This window comes from Pseudomonas sp. NPDC012596, assembly GCF_042902325.1.
Classification (GTDB): Bacteria; Pseudomonadota; Gammaproteobacteria; order Pseudomonadales; family Pseudomonadaceae; genus Aquipseudomonas.
Genome location: NZ_JBIBEB010000015.1, coordinates 89,550 through 108,532, shown reverse-complemented (window position 1 = coordinate 108,532; position 18,983 = coordinate 89,550). Strand labels below are relative to the sequence as shown.

Genomic DNA, 18,983 nt, shown 5'->3' with positions numbered 1-18,983 from the left:
TGCGGCATACTCGGCAGACCTTTTGCCCGGATTCCGCCATGCGTCCTCTGCTGCCAATCGCCCTGACCTTGATGCTCGCCGCCTGTGGTGATGGCGAAGCGCTGTCGCCACCGGACGCGCGCCTGCCCGATGGCGGGCGTTATCGGGGCCAGGTGGTGGACGGCCTGTTGCAGGGCGAGGGGCGCATCGACTACCCCAACGGCAGCTGGTACGCCGGCGGTTTCAAGGATGGCCAGTGGCACGGCCAGGGCGAGTGGCACGGCAGCAACGGCGAGGTCTATCGCGGCCAGTTCGCCGCTGGCCTGTTCCAGGGCCTGGGCGACCTGACCACCCCTGGCAGCCATTATGCCGGCACCTTCAGCCACGGCCGCCGCGACGGCGAAGGTACGCTCAAGCAGGCCGACCAGACCTACCGCGGCCAGTTCAAGGACGACCAGTACGAGGGCGCGGGCGAGCTCGAACTGGCCGACGGCAGCCGCTATCAAGGCCTGTTCGCCAAAGGCAAACCCAATGGGGCCGGCGTGCGCAGCGATGCCAGCGGCAATCAGTTCAGCGGCCGCTTTGTCGACGGCCTGCTGCAGGGCAGTGGCACCTACGACAGCATCGACGGTGAGCAGTACATCGGTGAATTCAAGGACAACCGCCTGGAAGGCCGCGGCCGCTACGAGAACGCCGACGGCGATGTGTGGATCGGTGAATTCAAGGACGGTTCGCTGCTCGGTGAAGGCGAATTGCTTGGCAGCGACGGCAGCCACTACAAAGGCGGTTTCGTTGACTGGCGCCTGTCCGGGCACGGCAGCCTGCAACTGCCCGATGGCAGCAAGTACGTGGGGGGCTTCGAGAACGATGCCTACCAGGGCCAGGGCAAATTGACCCTGGCCAGTGGCAAGGTCGAAAGCGGTTTCTGGGTCAACGGCGTGCGCGTGCGCGACAACAAGGGCACCTTGCTCCCGGACCCGCTGGACCTGGCCCTGCTCAACCAGGGCAGGCTGCTGGAAGAGGCGCTGGCCCGCGTGCCACACTCCGCGCCGTCTATCCAGCTGTATAGCCTGGTGGTAGCCGGTGACGGCCAGCAAAGTGTATTTCTGCGCGAAGCCGACTACGTCAGCAACTTGCTCAAGGTACGCTTCGGCGCCCGTGGCCAGGTTACCCTGGTCAACCACCGAGACCAGATGGCCACCCGCCCCATGGCCACCCGCGAAACGCTCACCCGCGCTGCCCGCACCCTGGCCGAACGAAGCGGCCCGGAAGACCTGGTGTTCATCTACCTGACCAGCCATGGCAGCCAGGACCACCAACTGGTGTTCGACCAGCCGCGCCTGCAACTGGCAGACCTGTCCGCCGATGAACTGGCCAGTGCCCTGTCGCCGCTCAAGGATCGCGATAAGGTGATTGTCATCTCCGCCTGCTATTCCGGGGGCTACATCGCCCCGCTGAAAGATGAGCGGACCGTCATCATGACGGCAGCTCGCGCAGACCGGGTGTCTTTCGGCTGCTCGGAAGAGGCCGACTTCACCTACTTCGGCGACGCCCTGTTCGCCGAGGCACTGAACCAGACCGATGACCTGAAACAAGCGTTTGAACTGGCGCGTACCAGTGTTGCCGAACGGGAAGGAAGGGAAGGTTTCGAAGCCTCCGAGCCACAACTGTGGGCACCGCCCGCGGTACTGGCACATTGGCAGCGCCTGCGCCAGCAGCAGGCCGAGGAAGCCTTGCGTAATGCCGCACAGGCGACCGCTGGGGAACAGGAAAAAACCCCCGCCAGCCACTAAGCTTGTGTGTAACACAGGAGAGACATCATGTACTTGACGCCTCAGCATGTCCTGCTTGCCGGAGCAACTGGCCTGACGGGTGAACACCTGCTGGACCGCCTGCTCAACGAGCCCACCATCAGCCGCGTGCTGGCGCCGACCCGTCGGCCGCTGGCCGAACACCCGCACCTGGAAAACCCGGTCGGCGACCCCGCGGTGTTTCTGCCGCAACTGGCCGGGCGTGTCGACATTGCCTACTGCTGCCTGGGCACAACCCTGAAGCAGGCCGGGTCCGAACAGGCGTTTCGCGCGGTCGATCTGGACATGGTCGTGGCCTTCAGCAAGCGCGCGCGGGAGATGGGTGCGCGCCACCTGCTGGTGGTCAGCGCCATCGGCGCAGACCCCAAGTCGACGATTTTCTACAACCGGGTGAAGGGCGAAATGGAGGAAGCGCTGAAAGCGCAAGACTGGCCTCAGCTTACCATCGTTCGGCCATCACTGCTGATAGGTGAGCGCATTGAACCGCGCCTGGGTGAGCGGCTGGCTTCGCCCTTCGCGCGGTTGATGCCGGGCAAGTACCGGGGCATCGAGGCCTGCACCTTGGCACGGGCGCTGTGGCGCCTGGCGCTAGAGGAGGAAGACGGGATTCGGGTGATCGAGTCGGATGAACTGCGCAGGCTGGGCAAAAAATAGCGCCAGCCCTACAGCCCGCCAGTCGCCTGAAAGCCAACCCCTGCCGCTGTCAACAATGACAGCGGCAGGAACAGGGTATCCAACAGCATGCTCCCCGGCAGGTCCAGCCGCGGGTACGTTGGCGCTTCAGCGCCGAAACGGTCCTTGGGGCAACACCCGCCATTGATCACATACAAATCCAGGCGCGTGCCGGCGTACACCACCGGCGCGCCCGGCTTGTTGGCATCCAGCGTGCGCACCGTGGCACAGCCGCTGACTGCCAGCGCAGCCAGCAGGCCAATCAGGCTATGCCTCAATCATCCGCCCCGAGATGATGCTCACCCCAGCGCGGCAACATGTCCTGCGGGATGTTCAGCAAGTTGAGAATGCGCGCCACGACGAAGTCGACCAGGTCATCGATGGTTTGCGGCTGGTGATAGAAGCCAGGTGCTGCAGGCAGGATCACCGCGCCCATCTGCGACAGCTTGAGCATGTTCTCCAGGTGGATGGTCGACAGTGGCGCCTCACGCGGTACCAGGATCAGCTGGCGACGCTCTTTCAGCGTCACATCGGCCGCACGCTCGATCAGGTTGTTGCACGCACCGGTAGCAATCCCTGACAAGGTGCCCGTGGAACAGGGCACCACGACCATTGCCGCCGGGGCACCGGAGCCCGAGGCCACCGGCGACATCCAGTCCTCTTTGCCGTACACGCGGATCTGCCCGCTGGCAGCGCCGGTGTATTCGGTAAGAAACGCCTGCATCGCCTGGGGCTTGGCCGGCAGCACGACGTCGGTCTCGGTCGACATCACCAACTGCGCTGCCTTGGAGATGAGGAAATGCACCTCGCGGTCTTCGCGCACCAGGCAATCGAGCAGGCGCAGGCCGTATTGCGCGCCAGAGGCCCCGGTCATGGCCAGGGTAATGCGGTCGGGCCCGGTCACTTCAGGGCCTCGGCCAGCTTGCCGTGCAGGCCGCCGAAACCGCCGTTGCTCATGATCACCACGTGGGTGCCCGGCCGCGCCTGGCCTTTGACCCGCTCGATGATCGCTTCGAGGCTGTCGGCGACCACGCTCGGCACCTTGCACTGCGACGCGGTGGCTGCCAGGTCCCAACCCAGGTTGGCCGGTGCGTACCAGACCACCTGGTCAGCGTCGTTGACGCTTTCCGGCAGGCCATCACGGTGCGCGCCCAACTTCATGGAGTTGGAGCGCGGCTCGATGATCGCAATCACCGGTGCCTCGCCCACCCGCTTGCGCAGGCCGTCGAGGGTGGTGGCGATAGCAGTTGGGTGGTGAGCGAAGTCGTCGTAGATAGTCACGCCCTGCACTTCGGCGACCTTCTCCATGCGGCGCTTGACGCTCTTGAAGGCACTCAAGCCTTCGATGGCCATGGCGGGTACCACGCCTACATGGCGGGCAGCAGCCAAAGTGGCCAAGGCGTTGGCAACGTTGTGCTGACCCGTCAGCGCCCAGTCCACCACGCCTTGCGCTTCACCCTCGAACAGCACTTCGAAACGCGAACCGTCAGCGCTGAGCAAGCGCGCCTGCCATTGGCCACCTTCACCTGTGGTCTGCACCGGTGTCCAGCAACCCATGCCGATCACGCGCTCCAGCGCCAGCTCGGTGGTCGGGTGGATAACCAGGCCCTCGCTCGGAATGGTACGCACCAAGTGATGGAACTGCCGCTCGATGGACGCCAGATCAGGGAAAATATCCGCATGATCGAACTCAAGGTTGTTAAGGATCGCGGTGCGCGGGTGGTAGTGCACGAACTTCGAGCGCTTGTCGAAGAACGCGCTGTCATATTCGTCAGCCTCGACCACGAAGAACGGCGTGCCGCCCAGGCGCGCCGACACCGAAAAGTTCTGCGGCACGCCACCGATGAGGAAGCCCGGGCTCATGCCGGCATGCTCCAGCACCCAGGCCAGCATGCTGCTGGTAGTGGTCTTGCCATGGGTGCCGGCTACCGCCAGGACCCAACGGCCCTGCAGCACGTGGTCAGCCAGCCACTGAGGGCCAGACACATAAGGCAGGCCTTTGTTCAGCACATACTCCACCGCCGGGTTGCCCCGCGACATGGCATTGCCGATGACCACCAGGTCGGGTGCCGGGTCCAGTTGAGCCGGGTCGTAGCCTTGGGTCAGCTCGATGCCCTGGGCTTCGAGCTGGGTGCTCATCGGCGGATAGACGTTGGCGTCAGAGCCGGTGACGCGGTGGCCGAGCTCTTTGGCCAGCACCGCCAGCGAGCCCATGAAAGTGCCGCAAATACCAAGAATATGAATATGCATGAAACACCTCGCAAAACTTCGAGGCAGGGTAGCCCAAGCCTAGGGAAATCGCACCCGGTGTTTCGCTCAGGCGCCCTTGGCAAGACCATGTTTGCGCAGTTTTCGATATAAGGTATTGCGGCTGATACCCAAATGCTCGGCGACACGGGTCATGTGCCAGCGGTTTGCCTCCAGCACGCACAGCAGTGCCTTGCATTCCGCTTGGTCCAGGCAACCATTGTGGGAGCGGGCTAGCCCCGCGAATGAGCTAGCAGTGTCAACGTTGCTGCCTGAACCAACGCATTCACGGCGCAATTCCGCTCCCACAGGGGCCCCGGCTGCCCTGACGATTGCGGGTAGATCGGCAAGACCGATATAGCTGTTGTCACACAACGCCACCAACGTGCGCAGCACGTTACGCATCTGCCGCACGTTGCCCGGCCAGGCAAAACCCAGCAACGCCTGGCGTGCACTCGGTTCGATTTCGATGGCTTGGCCCGGCGCCTCCTGGCGCAGCAGGAAGTCCAGCAACTGTGCCTTGTCACTGCGCTCACGGACCGCAGGCAATGCGACCTCCAACCCATTGAGCCGGTAATACAGGTCTTCGCGGAAGGTCCCCTGCGCCACACGCTCGAGCAAATCCCGGTGCGTGGCACTGACGATGCGCACATCCACCGCCTGTGGCTCACCGCCGATCGGCACCACCTGGCGCTCTTCCAGCACCCGCAACAGGCGGGTCTGCAACGCAAGCGGCATGTCACCGATCTCATCCAGCAGCAGGGTGCCGCCATCGGCCTGCAGCAGCTTGCCGCGCATGCCTTCCTTGCGCGCGCCGGTAAAGCTGCCGCCGCGGTAACCGAAGAGCTCGCTCTCGATCAGGCTTTCAGGGATTGACGCACAGTTGACCGCCACGAACGGTTTGCCGCAACGCTGGCTGGCCTGGTGCACAGCCTGGGCGAATGCCTCTTTGCCGCAGCCGGTCTCGCCGCTGAGCAGCAGCGGCACATCCCGCTCGAATACCCGCACGGCACGGTTGAAGTCGCTTTGCAGCGCAGGGTCCAGCAGACAGACACTCGGCATCGCCTGCGCTCGCGCCTGAGGCTGAGGCAAGCCGGCCGGCACAGCCCACACCGGCGCCCTCGCCTGGCCCCGCAGGCTGGCGAATACCTGGCGGCCATCACGGGTGTACAACGGCCAGGCCGTGCTGCCGTTGGCCATGGCGCGGCTGAACAGCTCGTCATGGTTGCAGGCGAAAAACATCTCCAGCGGCTTGCCCAGCACGCCGCCACGGATGGTGCCCAGCAGGTTCAGGGCGCTCTGGTTGGCGGCGCAAATCCGGCCATCGCCGTCGAAAGCCAGTAACCCCTCGCTGAACAAGCCGACCGACTCGGCCTGCAGATGGAAGCGCAGCAGCCATTGCTGCTCGAAGTGGCGCAGGAAATAGCAGCTCTCGATCATCTTCGCTGACAGACTGACCAGCGCCATGGTGTGGAACTGGCTCTGGCGCGACACATCTGGCCGCGCTGATGAAACATCGAGCACCGCCAACAACTCACCATGGGGGTCGAATACCGGGCTGGCCGAGCAGGTCAAGCCAGTATGGCGACCGCGAAAGTGCTCATTCTGGTGGATGGTCAGGGCCTGGCGCTCGACCAGGCAGGTGCCGATGCCGTTGGTGCCCTCGCGGGCCTCACTCCAGTCCGCGCCCAGCCATAGGCCGGCGCGCTCGAAGATACGCCGCTCGCTGGGGGCGGTCACGCAATTGAGGATCACCCCGCGGGCGTCGGTCAGCAGTACCGCGTGGCCAGCACCGGAAAGCTGCTGGTGCAGGCTCGTCATCTCGTTATCGGCGATTTTCAACACTTGGCGCAGGCGTTCACGGCTCTCCAGCAGGCGGCCATGCTCAAGCACCACCGGTGCGGCAATCACCGACGGGTCGAGGTGGTAATCCTCCAGGCAACGCAGCCAGGAGCGGGCGATGGAAGGGTCGCTGCCGGCCCCGCCGGCTTCGCCATGGGCGACGGTATGCACCTGCTGGGCATGGCGGCTGAGGTGGTTGCTCTGCATTAGTTGTTGTTCTCCGCAGATAGAGCGTGCTTCCAGCATCCTCCACCCGCCCAGGCTTTGCAATGCACCGCCCTGCAGCGTGTCGCAAACGGTACAAAGTGTCACCTGCGCCGTGCCAGCGGCGACACAACGCACCTTTGCGAAACCTTTTGGGACAACCCAAGCCATTGATTCAGAAAGTCGCCACCCCACTGGCCCGACCTTTGCACTAGGCTTTTGAACTCCTCAACAAAACACAATTAACCAGGAGACACATCATGCGTTATGCACATCCCGGTACCGAAGGCGCGAAGGTTTCCTTCAAGAGCCGCTACGGCAACTTCATCGGTGGTGAGTTCGTAGCTCCGGTCAAGGGGCAGTACTTTGAAAACACCTCCCCGGTGAATGGCAAACTGATCGCAGAATTCCCCCGTTCCACTGCCGAAGACATCGACAAGGCACTGGACGCCGCCCACGCCGCCGCCGACGCCTGGGGCCGCACGTCGGTGCAGGACCGCTCCAACGTCCTGCTGAAAATCGCAGACCGTATCGAGCAGAACCTCGAAGTCCTGGCCATCACCGAAACCTGGGACAACGGCAAGCCCGTCCGCGAAACCCTGAACGCCGACATCCCGCTGGCGGTCGACCACTTCCGTTACTTCGCCGGTTGCATCCGTGCCCAGGAAGGCGGCGCAGCAGAAATCAACGAAAACACCGTCGCCTATCACATCCATGAGCCGTTGGGCGTGGTCGGGCAGATCATCCCGTGGAACTTCCCGATCCTGATGGCCGCCTGGAAGCTCGCCCCCGCCCTGGCCGCCGGCAACTGCGTGGTGCTCAAGCCGGCCGAACAGACCCCGCTGGGCATCACCGTGCTGGTCGAGCTGATCGGCGACCTGCTGCCACCGGGCGTACTCAACGTAGTGCAAGGCTATGGCCGCGAGGCCGGTGAAGCGCTGGCCACCAGCAAGCGCATCGCCAAGATCGCCTTCACCGGCTCCACCCCGGTCGGCTCGCACATCATGAAATGCGCGGCCGAAAACATCATCCCGTCCACCGTCGAGCTGGGCGGCAAGTCGCCGAACGTCTACTTCGAAGACATCATGCAGGCCGAGCCGAGCTTCATCGACAAAGCCGCCGAAGGCATGGTGCTGGCGTTCTTCAACCAAGGTGAAGTGTGCACCTGCCCGTCGCGGGCGCTGGTACAGGAGTCGATCTACCCGCAGTTCATGGAAGTGGTGATGAAGAAGGTGCTGCAGATCAAGCGCGGCGACCCGCTCGACACCGACACCATGGTCGGCGCCCAAGCCTCGCAGCAGCAGTTCGAAAAAATCCTCTCGTACCTGCAGATCGCCCAGGACGAAGGTGCCGAACTGCTGACCGGCGGCAAGGTCGAGAAGCTGGAGGGCGCGCTGGCCACCGGTTATTACATCCAGCCGACCCTGCTCAAGGGCAACAACAAGATGCGCGTGTTCCAGGAAGAAATCTTCGGCCCGGTGGTCAGCGTCACCACCTTCAAGGACGAAGCAGAAGCCCTGGCCATCGCCAACGACACCGAGTTTGGCCTCGGCGCCGGTGTGTGGACCCGCGACATCAACCGCGCCTACCGCATGGGCCGCGGCATCAAGGCCGGCCGCGTGTGGACCAACTGCTACCACCTGTACCCGGCGCATGCCGCGTTCGGTGGCTACAAGAAGTCCGGCGTCGGCCGTGAAACCCACAAGATGATGCTCGACCATTACCAGCAGACCAAAAACTTGCTGGTGAGCTACGACATCAACCCACTGGGCTTCTTCTAAGCCCTTCAGCAGAGCGGTTGGCGTGCACCAACCGCTCTGGCTCGCTTCCTGCAGTACCCATCACCATTGGCCGGAACCGTTCCGGCCACCAAGAAAAACAACAGGTGAATCTATGCCAAGCGATCAATCCGCCGGCACGCCGGCAGGTGCATCCGTCGACTTCGAAAAAGTCGGCTCGGACTACTTTCAGCAACGTGAGCTTAAAAAGGGCGCAGCCGGCTGGGTGCTGCTGGTGGGCCTGGGCGTGGCCTACGTGATTTCCGGCGACTACGCCGGCTGGAACTTCGGCCTGGCCCAGGGCGGCTGGGGCGGCATGTTCCTTGCCACGTTGCTCATGGCGACCATGTACCTGTGCATGTGCTTCTCGCTGGCCGAGCTGTCCTCGATGATCCCGACCGCCGGCGGCGGCTACGGCTTCGCACGCAGTGCATTCGGGCCTTGGGGCGGGTTCTTGACCGGCACGGCCATTCTCATCGAGTACGCCATTGCCCCGGCAGCCATCGCCGTGTTCATCGGCGCCTACTGCCAGTCACTGTTCGGGATTGGCGGCTGGATGATTTACCTGGCGTTCTACATCATCTTCATCGGCATCCATATCTTTGGGGTGGGTGAAGCCTTGAAGCTGATGTTCATCATCACCGCCATCGCCGCCATCGCCCTGGCGGTATTCCTGGTGAGCATGGTGCCCCATTTTGATGCAGCGAACCTGTTCGACATCGCCCAGACCGACGCGGTCGGTGCCAGCAGCTTCCTGCCATTCGGCTATGTTGGCGTGTGGGCGGCCATCCCCTACGCGATCTGGTTCTTCCTGGCCGTCGAAGGCGTGCCGCTGGCCGCCGAAGAAACCAAAAACCCGAAACGCGACCTGCCCCGCGGCCTTATCGGCGCAATGCTGGTGCTGCTGGCCTTTGCCTTGCTGATTCTGGTGGTCGGCCCGGGCGGCGCCGGTTCCGAAGCCCTCAAAGCGTCGGGCAACCCGCTGGTCGAGGCGCTGTCCAAGGCGTATGGCGGTTCCACCTGGATGGGCGGGTTCGTCAACCTGGTCGGCCTGGCTGGCCTGATTGCCAGTTTCTTCTCGATCATCTATGCCTATTCGCGGCAGATTTTCGCGCTTTCCCGCGCTGGCTACCTGCCGCGCAAACTTTCCGAAACCAACAAGAGCAAGGCCCCGGTACTGGCGCTGATTATCCCCGGCATCATTGGCTTTGCCCTGTCGCTGACCGGCCAAGGCGACTTGCTGATCCTGGTGGCGGTATTCGGTGCCACGCTGTCGTACGTACTGATGATGGCCGCGCACATCACCCTGCGCATCCGCCGGCCAAAAATGGAGCGCCCGTATCGCACCCCTGGCGGCATCTTCACCTCGGGCCTGGCCTTGGTGCTGGCCTGCATCGCGGTGGTCGCGGGTTTCCTGGTCGACCCTCGGGTGGTGATTGGCGCCGCAGTGATCTATGCAGTATTGATCGCCTACTTTGCGTTTTACAGCCGCCACCACCTGGTCGCGGGTACACCGGAAGAGGAATTCGCCGCGATCCAGAAGGCCGAAGAGGCCTTGCACTGACGCCGACACTCGCCGCGGGCCCGCCCGCGGCGCTCTGGAGATTCTGTATGGCAAGTTTCGTACACACGGTTGGCCACCTGGTCTACCGCTTCGACAGCCTCAAAGAAGTCATGGCCAAGGCCAGCCCGGCACGTTCGGGCGATTACCTGGCTGGCGTGGCGGCCAGCAACGACGGCGAGCGGGTGGCCGCCCAAATGGCCCTGGCCAATATCCCGCTCAGCCACTTTCTCACTGAAGCGCTGATCCCTTACGAAGAGGACGAAGTTACCCGCCTGATCATCGACACCCACGACGCCCAGGCATTCGCCCCGGTCAGCCACCTGACCGTGGGTGGGCTGCGTGACTGGTTGCTCGGTGACGAAGCCAACGAGGACAGCCTGCGCGCCCTGGCGCCGGGCCTGACCCCGGAGATGGCCGCCGCCGTGTCGAAAATCATGCGCGTGCAAGACCTGGTGCTGGTGGCGCAGAAAATCCGTGTGGTCACCCGGTTTCGCGGCACCATGGGCCTGCGCGGTCGGCTGTCGACCCGCCTGCAGCCCAACCACCCCACCGATGAGCCGGCAGGCATCGCCGCCAGCATCCTCGACGGCCTGCTGTACGGCAATGGCGACGCCATGATCGGCATCAACCCGGCCACCGACAGCATCGCCTCGATCTGCTCCTTGCTGGAGATGCTCGATGCCATTATCCAGCGCTACGACATCCCCACCCAAGCCTGTGTGCTGACCCACGTGACCACCTCGATCGAAGCGATCAACCGTGGTGTGCCGCTGGATCTGGTGTTCCAGTCGATTGCCGGCACCGAAGCGGCCAACGCAGGCTTCGGCATCAACCTCAACGTACTCCAGGAAGGCTACGAGGCCGGCTTGTCGCTCAAGCGCGGAACCCTCGGGCAAAACCTGATGTATTTCGAGACCGGCCAGGGCAGTGCGCTGTCGGCCAACGCCCACCACGGCGTCGATCAGCAGACCTGCGAAACCCGCGCCTACGCCGTGGCCCGCCATTTCAAACCGTTTCTGGTCAACACCGTGGTCGGCTTCATTGGGCCCGAGTACCTGTACAACGGCAAACAGATCATCCGCGCCGGCCTTGAAGACCACTTCTGCGGCAAGCTGCTCGGCGTGCCGATGGGCTGCGACATCTGCTACACGAACCACGCCGAGGCCGACCAGGACGACATGGACACCCTGCTGACCCTTCTAGGTGTGGCCGGCATCAACTTCATCATGGGCATCCCGGGTTCCGACGACATCATGCTCAACTACCAGACCACCTCGTTCCACGACGCGCTGTACGCGCGCCAGACCCTGGGCCTCAAGCCTGGGCCGGAATTCGAGGCCTGGTTGCAGCGCACCGGCATATTCACCCAGGCCGATGGCCGCGTGCGCTTCGGCGACAACCTGCCGCCGGCGTTTCGCCAGGCGTTGGCACAGCTGGCATAGAGGTGACCATGGACCATCGCACCCCCACCCCCGAAAACCCCTGGCTGGCCCTGCGCAACCTGACCCCGGCGCGCATCGCCCTGGGCCGCACCGGCATCAGCCTGCCGACCGACGCCCAACTGGACTTTCAGTTCGCCCACGCCCAGGCGCGGGACGCCGTGCACCTGGCCTTCGACCACCAGGCCCTGGCCGAGCAACTCAAGGGCCGCGGCCGTGACAGCCTGGTACTGCACAGCGCCGCCAGCGACCGCCACCAGTACCTGCAACGGCCCGACCTTGGCCGGCGCCTGAACGACGACTCGGTCGAGCAGCTGCGCCAGCATGCCCAGGCCAACCCGAGCGGGTTCGACCTGGCCATCGTGGTCGCCGATGGCCTCTCTGCCCTTGCCGTGCACCGCCATACCTTGCCGTTTCTGGCCCGCTTCGAGGAACAGGCCGCCGCCGATGGCTGGACTTGCGCACCGGTGGTGCTGGTGGAGCAAGGCCGAGTGGCGGTGGCTGACGAAGTGGGCCAGTTGCTCGGTGCGCGCATGACCGTGATGCTGATCGGAGAGCGGCCCGGCCTTAGCTCGCCCGACAGCCTTGGCCTGTACTTCACCTACGCGCCTAAGGTCGGCCTGACCGACGCCTACCGCAACTGCATCTCCAACGTGCGCCTGGAAGGCCTGAGCTACGGCATGGCCGCGCATCGCCTGCTTTACCTGATGCGCGAGGCCTGCCGCAGGCAGTTGTCGGGCGTGAATCTGAAGGATGAGGCGGAGGTCCATACTCTCGAAAGTGAAAACACCCTCAATCAAAAAGGAAACTTCCTACTCGGCGAAGGGTAATAAAACATGTCACGGAAGGCGGATTGCGCTTCTGGCCCGCATTGGGGCAGCATGCGTTTGAAAGCTGCTGGCATTCCGCTGTTTCCCCAAATGGACTCTGAGGGCCGCACATGCGCATCATCAAGGCAACCCTGGAACACCTCGACCTGCTCACCCCGCTGTTCGTCAGATACCGCGAGTTCTACGGCCAACTGCCCTATCCGGACAGCTCGCGTAAATTCCTCGAAACCCGCCTCAAGCGTGACGAGTCGGTCATCTACCTGGCCTTGCCGGATGACGACGACGCCAAGCTGCTGGGCTTCTGCCAGCTGTACCCGAGCTTCTCGTCGCTGTCGCTCAAGCGCGTCTGGATTCTCAACGATATCTACGTTGCCGAAGACTCGCGGCGCATGCTGGTAGCCGACCACCTGATGCGTGAGGCCAGGAAGATGGCCAAGGACACCCAGGCCGTGCGTATGCGGGTATCGACCAGTGCGAATAACGAGGCGGCGCGCAAGACGTATGAGTCGATTGGGTTTCGCAAGGACACCGAGTTCGAGAGCTACATCCTGCCAATTACTTCGGACTGAACCTACTGGCCTCATCGCGGGCAAGCCCGCGCCTGCAGGTTTAGCGTTGAACCTGTAGGCGCGGGCTTGCCCGCGATGAGGCAGCTGCAGCCCGCCAGTAACCCCCCGCTACAATCTCCCCGGGCATGTTTCCTACATAGCCGTATAATGCCCCCTCCTGACATGTGTGAAAATTTACCCTCCCGCAGGTCCGCGCGCCCGTAGCTGCGGGTCAAGAACACAGGTGCTGTACATGGATTTCAACCCGCTGGACCTCATCCTGCATCTCGATGCCTACCTTGATCTGCTGGTCACCAACTACGGCCCCTGGATCTACGCCATCCTGTTCACCGTGATCTTCTGCGAGACCGGCCTTGTGGTCATGCCGTTCCTGCCGGGCGATTCGCTGCTGTTCATCGCCGGCGCCGTGGCCGCCGGTGGCGGCATGGACCCAGTACTGTTGGCAGGCCTGCTGATGGCTGCGGCAATCATGGGCGACAGCACCAACTACGTGATCGGGCGAACGGCGGGCGAACGGCTGTTCAACAACCCTAATTCGAAAATCTTCCGCCGCGATTACCTGCAGCGCACCCACGAATTCTACGAACGCCATGGCGGCAAGACCGTGACCCTGGCGCGCTTTCTGCCCATCCTGCGGACCTTCGCACCGTTCGTCGCCGGCATCGCCCACATGCACTACCCGCGTTTCCTAGGCTTCAGCGTCGCCGGGTCTCTATTGTGGGTCGGCGGCCTGGTGACCCTCGGCTACTTCTTCGGCAACGTGCCATTCATCAAGCAGCACCTGTCGCTGATGGTGGTCGGCATCATCTTCCTGTCGCTGGTGCCGATGGTCCTCGGCCTGCTGCGTGGCCGCCTCGGCCGCACGGCCAAGGCGCACTGACAGCAGGTATGTGGTCGTTCAGCGCCTGGCGGCGCAAACGCACGCTGGCGCGCTACCCGGTCGACCCGCAGCAATGGCAGGCGGTGCGCGAACGCCTGCCGATGCTTGATGGCATCAGTGATGACGAAGACCGCTGGCTGCGCGAAGCCTGCATCCTGTTCCTGCTCGACAAGCACTTGACCACCCTGCCTGGGGTGGAGCTGGGCGATGAGCAGCGCCTGTTCCTCGCCGCACAAGCCCAACTGCCGCTGCTGCACCTGGGCGAGCTGAACTGGTACCAGGGCTTCCACGAGATCATCCTCTACCCCGACGATTTCAAGAGCCCCCAGCGCCATCGCGACGCCAGTGGCGTGGAGCATGTGTGGGACGCCGAGCACAGCGGCGAGGCCTGGCAGCAAGGCCCGGTAATCATGGCCTGGGCCGGAGTGCTGGCCAGCGGCGGTTGGGAAGCCTACAACCTGGTGATCCACGAGTTGGCGCACAAGCTCGACATGCTCAACGGCGATGCCAATGGCCTGCCGCCGCTGCACAGCGGCATGCAGGTGCAAGCCTGGGCCACGGCCATGCAGCAAGCCTATGACGACCTCAACCGCCAGCTGGACGCCGCCCCGGATGCCGAAACCCTCATCGACCCTTACGCGGCCGAAAACCCGGCGGAATTTTTCGCCGTCAGCAGCGAATACTTCTTCAGCGCCCCCGACCTGCTGCAGCAGGCTTATCCACAGGTGTACCAGCAGCTCGCGCTGTTCTACCGCCAGGACCCGCTTACGCGCCTGACACGCTTGCAGGCCGAGCACCCGGACTACCGCGAAAGCCACGCCTGATGCGCCCGCGCATCAGGTGGGGCGTGGCATGCACGGGCGGAATGTGCCTATAATCGCCGCCACTTTTTGACCAAACACGGGGGCACTGCCCAATGAGCTACAGCAAGATTCCGGCTGGCAAAGACCTGCCGAACGACATCTACGTCGCCATCGAGATCCCGGCCAACCACGCGCCGATCAAGTACGAAATCGACAAGGACAGCGACACCCTGTTCGTTGATCGCTTCATGGCTACCCCGATGTTCTACCCAGCCAACTACGGCTTCATCCCCAACACCCTGGCCGACGACGGTGATCCGCTGGACGTGCTGGTCGTTACCCCATACCCGGTTGCCCCAGGTTCGGTTATCCGCGCCCGTCCCGTCGGCGTCCTGAACATGACTGACGACGGCGGCGGCGACGCCAAGGTCATCGCTGTTCCGCACGACAAGCTGTCGCAGCTGTACGTTGACGTGAAGGAATACACCGACCTGCCCGCCTTGCTGATTCAGCAGATCGAGCACTTCTTCGCGAACTACAAAGATCTCGAGAAGGGCAAGTGGGTCAAGATCGAAGGCTGGGACGGCGCCGACGCCGCCCGCGCCGCGATCACCAAATCGGTCGCTGCCTACAAGGGCTGATACCGGTTGCAGAAAGCCCCGCCTCGGCTGCTCACTCAAGAATGCCGGGGCCGCTCTGCGGCCCCGGCATTCTTGAGTGAAAAGGATTACCGCCGAGCTGGGGCTTTTTTGTGGGCGCTCGGCAGGCAGTAAAAAATCCTACGCATTCCTAATCCAGCGCCCTACAACAAGGTACTTTTCGTACACGTTGCGTCAACACCCGGTTCATATCGCTGCTCGCACACCGCCGCTACACTCGGCCGCATGAACACATCCGGTGACCGCCTCAAAGCCCTTCTCCACGAGTGTGGCCTGACCCCTTCCGATTTCGCCGCCCAGCGCCGTGTCACACCCCAGCACGTCAACAACTGGTTCAAGCGCGGCATCCCCCTGGCTCGCCTCGACGAGCTGGCCGACCTGTTCTGCGTGCACCGTCGCTGGTTGCGCAGCGGCGAAGGCCCCAAGCACCCCAGTTCGATCCTGCGCAGTTGCGCGGTTCAACCAACCCAGGATGCCTTGCCAACCGCGCTGTTGACCCCGACGACCCAACTGCTGCATGTCCCCTTCTACGAAGTGCAGGATGGCCAACTCGCTACCCTCCACAACCATTGCCTGCGGCTGCCGGCCCAGGCACTGAAGGCACTGGGCGTCGCGCCCGCCAACGCCGCGTGCCTGGCCATGCCAGCCGGCAACATGGCGCCATGGGTCCCCCGCGACGCCATCCTGGCCATTGACGTCAGCCTGACGCAAGTGATCGACGGTGAAACCTATGCCCTGCTGCACAATGGCGCGATCAGGGTGAACAGCCTCAGCCTCGGGCACAACGGCACGTTGTGCCTGCACAGCCACGACCGCCATAACTACACCGTGGAGCGCTATACCCCCGCCCAGCGCCAGGCCCAGCAACTGCAGGTCCTCGGTTGGGTATTCCACTGGTCGCATTTCCGCCAGCAACGCCCAGACTGAAACACCCTGTGCCATTTTTTGCTGGGCATCCTGCACCGGCCCTTGTATGCTACGCGGCACATTCAGCCCCTACCGGCGCAAGCCGCGTTGCAGAGGGCTCGGCGACACCCCATACGGGCGTTGGCCATCTCTATCAGGTCCTTGCGACCACACAGTTAAGGCGGTTGCGACTTACCATAAATTAGTCGGAAGCGTCCCCGAGAAGCCGGCCACAAGCCGGCTTTTTAATGCCCGCTTTTCGGCAGGACGCAACGGGTCAGCAGCATGTCGACCGCTATTCTCAGTGCCCCATGCCCAGCTCCGCATCATCCATCAGTGCCTTGGCCATGGCGCTGAGGTAACACAGAGCCCAGCCGGCCTCATCGCCGGCAAGCCAGCTCCTACAATGTGCGCAGCGCTGCTGAACCCTGTGGGAGCCGGCTTGCCGGCGATGAGGCCAGGCATATTCGTCAGAAATCATACCGCGCCCCCACCATCATGCTGCGCGAAGGACCATAGAAGTTGAACGTCGAAGTCGACCCCACCCGCGACAGGTAATCCCGGTCGAACAGGTTATTAACGTTGAGGGTTGCCGTCAGCTTCGAGGTAACCGGGTAAGACAGCATCGCATCCACCGTCGCATAGCCAGGTGCATCAATGCGCACGCCGCCATTCTCGGAATAGAAGTGGCTCATCGCCGAGACGCCACCGCCGATTGCCAGCCCGGTCAGCGGCCCTTGGCTGATGGTGTACTTGCTCCACAGCGACGCCTGGTTGCGCGGCATGATGAAGAACGTGGTTTCGGCATCACCATCCACGGTTTCGGTTTCCATCCAGGTGTAGCCCGCCAGCACCTCCCAGTTCTGCGTAAGCTTGCCGCTGACTTCCACTTCGGCGCCCTTTACGCGAGTCTTGCCCGAGGCGACGGAGAAGCCGGTATCGACGCCATCGGCATCGTATTCGGTGCTGGCGCGGTTTTCGTCAGTCAGGCGAAATACCGAGAAACGGGTATTCAGGTCGCCACCGAAGTAGCTGCTTTTGAGGCCGAATTCGTACTGCTCGCCCTGCCGCGGTTTGAGCACTCGGCCATTGCCATCGGTATCAGACTGGGGCTTGAACACCTGCGAATAACTGGCGTACAGCGCATGGTTTTCGGTCAGGTCGTAGACCACACCACCGTACGGCGTGAAGCGGCCATCGACACGTTTGTTGTCATCGACAGTCGAGCCGCTGCTCAGGGTGGTGGTGTAGAAGTCACCGCGATACCAGCTGAAGCGGCCACCGGCGATCAGCGCAAGGCGCTCGATCGGGCGGAAGGTGACCTTTGAATACAGGCCGTATTCTTCCTCTTGCATGCCGGTTTCGGTGCTGTAGTTCGGCGATGGTTTGGCGAACTGCGTCGGCGAATAGCTGTTGACGTTGATGGCCCCAAGGTTGGTGGTGCCGTTGAGGTACTCGGTGTCGTAGTTCTTGTAGTCGGTGCCAACCACGAACTCGCTGAGCTGGCCGAAGGTTTCGAACGGCTGGCTGTAGCTGGCGTCCAGCGAGTAGGTGTCCTGGGTAAAGTCCCTGGCGCTGGCGCGCTCGGAGTTGGCACCGGTGGTGCCATTGGTCGCGGTAAAGGCATACAGGTAGTTGGTGTCGCGGTGCGAACCGCGGGCGGCGATACGGCCATAACCGCCGTTATCGAAGCGGTGCGTCAACTCGGCAACCAGGTCGGTGGTCTTGCCGTCGAAGTAGTTCCAGTCAGCGCCAAGAAACCTGGAGTGGCTGAAGTCCGGGACTTCACCGGACAGCGTGGCTGGATAGCCGTTGTGCGGGGTGATGTTCTTCACTTCGTGGATCAGGCCGAACGACAACTGGGTGTCGTCGTCCAGGTCGATATCCAGCGCGCCGTAGTAGCTGTTACTGGTGTTGGCGTTGTAATCGACTTCACCGTTGCTGTCGTCACGCGATGCAACGAAACGGCCACGCACACGGCCAGCGTCATCCAGCGGCCCGCCCAGGTCGATTTCTTCGTGGTTGGTGTCCCAAGTGCCGTAGCTCGCTTCGACGTGGCCCTGGAACTCGGCGGTCGGACGCTTGCGCACCATGTTGACGATGCCGCCCAGTTCACTGGTGCTGCTGAACAAGCCAGCCGGGCCACGCATGATCTCGACACGGTCGAAGGCCGCCAGCGACGGCACGGTGCCGAAGATGCTCTGCATAGGGGCTGGCAGGCCGTCGATGTTGAACTCGCTGTACTCGTAGCCACGGGCGTAGATCGACGAACGGCCGCTGTCGTTGGTCAGCGTGCGCAGGCCCGCCGTGTATTTGGCCAGGTCATCCAGGTGCACGAATTGGCGGTCTTTGATGTAGTCCTGGGTGTAGACGGTGACGGACTGCGGGATCTCTTTGAGCGACGCTGGGGTCTTGGTGCCTACGGTTGCAGCGTCGACGCTGTAGCCACCGGTTTGCTCCGAGGGCAGCATGTCGTACAGGCGGTTGCCTTCGATGGTCAATGCCGGCAGATCGAGCGAGGTGTCCGCAGCCACAGACTGCGTCGCTACCGTTTCAGCCAGTGCCGACAACGAAAACGGCGCCAGCAACCCCAGTACCAGCCATCCCCGAACCCGTTGCGGGCTCCCCACACCTTTGAAACCGCTCATGACGCACCTATCGCCCAAATGATATTTAATCGCAAACGAAATACGTTGCTTTTTGCGAACGATACCGGAGCAAATCCTGAGGTGCAGCAGGATTAACCTTCTTAACACATGCGCCTCGCACAGGGCGATTGCCCTCCCCCTGCCCGCAGTGG

16 protein-coding genes are annotated in these 18,983 nt (G+C 63.1%); 11 read left to right on the top strand and 5 right to left on the bottom strand.

The window, feature by feature from the left end:
- Positions 1 to 38 precede the first annotated feature (38 nt).
- Complete coding sequence (locus ACFY68_RS18600; RefSeq protein WP_387530179.1) at positions 39 to 1,772, top strand: C13 family peptidase; 1,734 nt, start codon at positions 39 to 41, stop codon at positions 1,770 to 1,772.
- 27 nt (positions 1,773 to 1,799) lie between these two features.
- On the top strand, positions 1,800 to 2,444 hold the full coding sequence (locus ACFY68_RS18595) for an oxidoreductase (RefSeq protein ID WP_346614628.1): 645 nt from the start codon (positions 1,800 to 1,802) through the stop codon (positions 2,442 to 2,444).
- An 8-nt stretch (positions 2,445 to 2,452) separates the two neighbouring features.
- Here the strand turns inward: ACFY68_RS18595 and ACFY68_RS18590 are convergent, their stop codons facing one another.
- From ACFY68_RS18590 to ACFY68_RS18575, 4 genes are all read right to left on the bottom strand, one after another.
- Entirely contained in the window at positions 2,453 to 2,740 is a 288-nt protein-coding gene (locus tag ACFY68_RS18590; RefSeq protein WP_387530176.1) for a YceK/YidQ family lipoprotein, read from the bottom strand.
- The gene (gene ubiX / locus ACFY68_RS18585) at positions 2,737 to 3,366 is read right to left on the bottom strand and encodes a flavin prenyltransferase UbiX (RefSeq protein ID WP_387530173.1); all 630 of its coding nucleotides are present in this window, start codon (positions 3,364 to 3,366) and stop codon (positions 2,737 to 2,739) included. Before ubiX ends, ACFY68_RS18590 begins: the two co-directional genes overlap by 4 nt.
- The gene (gene mpl, locus ACFY68_RS18580; protein WP_387530171.1) at positions 3,363 to 4,712 is read right to left on the bottom strand and encodes a UDP-N-acetylmuramate:L-alanyl-gamma-D-glutamyl-meso-diaminopimelate ligase; all 1,350 of its coding nucleotides are present in this window, start codon (positions 4,710 to 4,712) and stop codon (positions 3,363 to 3,365) included. The genes ubiX and mpl overlap by 4 nt, the downstream gene beginning before the upstream one ends.
- Positions 4,713 to 4,778: 66 nt before the next feature.
- Complete coding sequence (locus ACFY68_RS18575) at positions 4,779 to 6,758, bottom strand: sigma-54-dependent Fis family transcriptional regulator (protein WP_387530168.1); 1,980 nt, start codon at positions 6,756 to 6,758, stop codon at positions 4,779 to 4,781.
- 257 nt (positions 6,759 to 7,015) lie between these two features.
- On the opposite strand from ACFY68_RS18575, the gene ACFY68_RS18570 reads away from it, so the two are divergent.
- The 9 genes from ACFY68_RS18570 (at position 7,016) to ACFY68_RS18530 (ending at position 16,204) form a co-directional block, all read left to right on the top strand.
- Positions 7,016 to 8,536 carry an aldehyde dehydrogenase family protein gene (locus ACFY68_RS18570; protein ID WP_387530165.1) on the top strand — a complete coding sequence of 507 codons (1,521 nt, stop codon included), beginning with the start codon at positions 7,016 to 7,018 and terminating at the stop codon, positions 8,534 to 8,536.
- Between the two features lie 112 nt (positions 8,537 to 8,648).
- Positions 8,649 to 10,097, top strand: coding sequence for an ethanolamine permease (gene eat, locus ACFY68_RS18565; protein WP_387530162.1), 1,449 nt, complete (start codon positions 8,649 to 8,651; stop codon positions 10,095 to 10,097).
- 47 nt (positions 10,098 to 10,144) lie between these two features.
- Positions 10,145 to 11,539, top strand: a complete 1,395-nt coding sequence (locus tag ACFY68_RS18560; RefSeq protein ID WP_387530159.1) for an ethanolamine ammonia-lyase subunit EutB — start codon at positions 10,145 to 10,147, stop codon at positions 11,537 to 11,539.
- An 8-nt stretch (positions 11,540 to 11,547) separates the two neighbouring features.
- Positions 11,548 to 12,366, top strand: a complete 819-nt coding sequence (gene eutC, locus ACFY68_RS18555; protein WP_387530157.1) for an ethanolamine ammonia-lyase subunit EutC — start codon at positions 11,548 to 11,550, stop codon at positions 12,364 to 12,366.
- A gap of 110 nt (positions 12,367 to 12,476) precedes the next feature.
- Positions 12,477 to 12,935 (top strand): GNAT family N-acetyltransferase, encoded by a 459-nt coding sequence (locus tag ACFY68_RS18550; protein ID WP_387530154.1) that lies wholly within the window; start codon positions 12,477 to 12,479, stop codon positions 12,933 to 12,935.
- A 232-nt stretch (positions 12,936 to 13,167) separates the two neighbouring features.
- The gene (locus ACFY68_RS18545) at positions 13,168 to 13,815 is read left to right on the top strand and encodes a DedA family protein (protein WP_346614638.1); all 648 of its coding nucleotides are present in this window, start codon (positions 13,168 to 13,170) and stop codon (positions 13,813 to 13,815) included.
- An 8-nt stretch (positions 13,816 to 13,823) separates the two neighbouring features.
- Positions 13,824 to 14,639: a zinc-dependent peptidase gene (locus ACFY68_RS18540; RefSeq protein WP_387530151.1), complete on the top strand. Its 816-nt coding sequence runs from the start codon at positions 13,824 to 13,826 to the stop codon at positions 14,637 to 14,639.
- A gap of 92 nt (positions 14,640 to 14,731) precedes the next feature.
- Positions 14,732 to 15,259, top strand: a complete 528-nt coding sequence (gene ppa / locus ACFY68_RS18535; protein WP_016484715.1) for an inorganic diphosphatase — start codon at positions 14,732 to 14,734, stop codon at positions 15,257 to 15,259.
- Between the two features lie 243 nt (positions 15,260 to 15,502).
- Positions 15,503 to 16,204: a helix-turn-helix transcriptional regulator gene (locus ACFY68_RS18530; RefSeq protein WP_387530147.1), complete on the top strand. Its 702-nt coding sequence runs from the start codon at positions 15,503 to 15,505 to the stop codon at positions 16,202 to 16,204.
- A gap of 449 nt (positions 16,205 to 16,653) precedes the next feature.
- Here the strand turns inward: ACFY68_RS18530 and ACFY68_RS18525 are convergent, their stop codons facing one another.
- On the bottom strand, positions 16,654 to 18,831 hold the full coding sequence (locus ACFY68_RS18525; RefSeq protein WP_387530145.1) for a TonB-dependent siderophore receptor: 2,178 nt from the start codon (positions 18,829 to 18,831) through the stop codon (positions 16,654 to 16,656).
- Positions 18,832 to 18,983 lie beyond the last annotated feature (152 nt).

Bases quoted from the DNA above. Each gene is read 5' to 3' on its own strand.
- ACFY68_RS18600 (WP_387530179.1), top strand. From the start codon at position 39: ATGCGTCCTCTGCTGCCAATCGCCCTGACCTTGATGCTCGCCGCCTGT.
- ACFY68_RS18595 (WP_346614628.1), top strand. From the start codon at position 1,800: ATGTACTTGACGCCTCAGCATGTCCTGCTTGCCGGAGCAACTGGCCTG.
- mpl (WP_387530171.1), bottom strand. From the start codon at position 4,712: ATGCATATTCATATTCTTGGTATTTGCGGCACTTTCATGGGCTCGCTG.
- ACFY68_RS18575 (WP_387530168.1), bottom strand. From the start codon at position 6,758: ATGCAGAGCAACCACCTCAGCCGCCATGCCCAGCAGGTGCATACCGTC.
- ACFY68_RS18570 (WP_387530165.1), top strand. From the start codon at position 7,016: ATGCGTTATGCACATCCCGGTACCGAAGGCGCGAAGGTTTCCTTCAAG.
- eat (WP_387530162.1), top strand. From the start codon at position 8,649: ATGCCAAGCGATCAATCCGCCGGCACGCCGGCAGGTGCATCCGTCGAC.
- ACFY68_RS18560 (WP_387530159.1), top strand. From the start codon at position 10,145: ATGGCAAGTTTCGTACACACGGTTGGCCACCTGGTCTACCGCTTCGAC.
- eutC (WP_387530157.1), top strand. From the start codon at position 11,548: ATGGACCATCGCACCCCCACCCCCGAAAACCCCTGGCTGGCCCTGCGC.
- ACFY68_RS18550 (WP_387530154.1), top strand. From the start codon at position 12,477: ATGCGCATCATCAAGGCAACCCTGGAACACCTCGACCTGCTCACCCCG.
- ACFY68_RS18545 (WP_346614638.1), top strand. From the start codon at position 13,168: ATGGATTTCAACCCGCTGGACCTCATCCTGCATCTCGATGCCTACCTT.
- ACFY68_RS18540 (WP_387530151.1), top strand. From the start codon at position 13,824: ATGTGGTCGTTCAGCGCCTGGCGGCGCAAACGCACGCTGGCGCGCTAC.
- ppa (WP_016484715.1), top strand. From the start codon at position 14,732: ATGAGCTACAGCAAGATTCCGGCTGGCAAAGACCTGCCGAACGACATC.
- ACFY68_RS18530 (WP_387530147.1), top strand. From the start codon at position 15,503: ATGAACACATCCGGTGACCGCCTCAAAGCCCTTCTCCACGAGTGTGGC.
- ACFY68_RS18525 (WP_387530145.1), bottom strand. From the start codon at position 18,831: ATGAGCGGTTTCAAAGGTGTGGGGAGCCCGCAACGGGTTCGGGGATGG.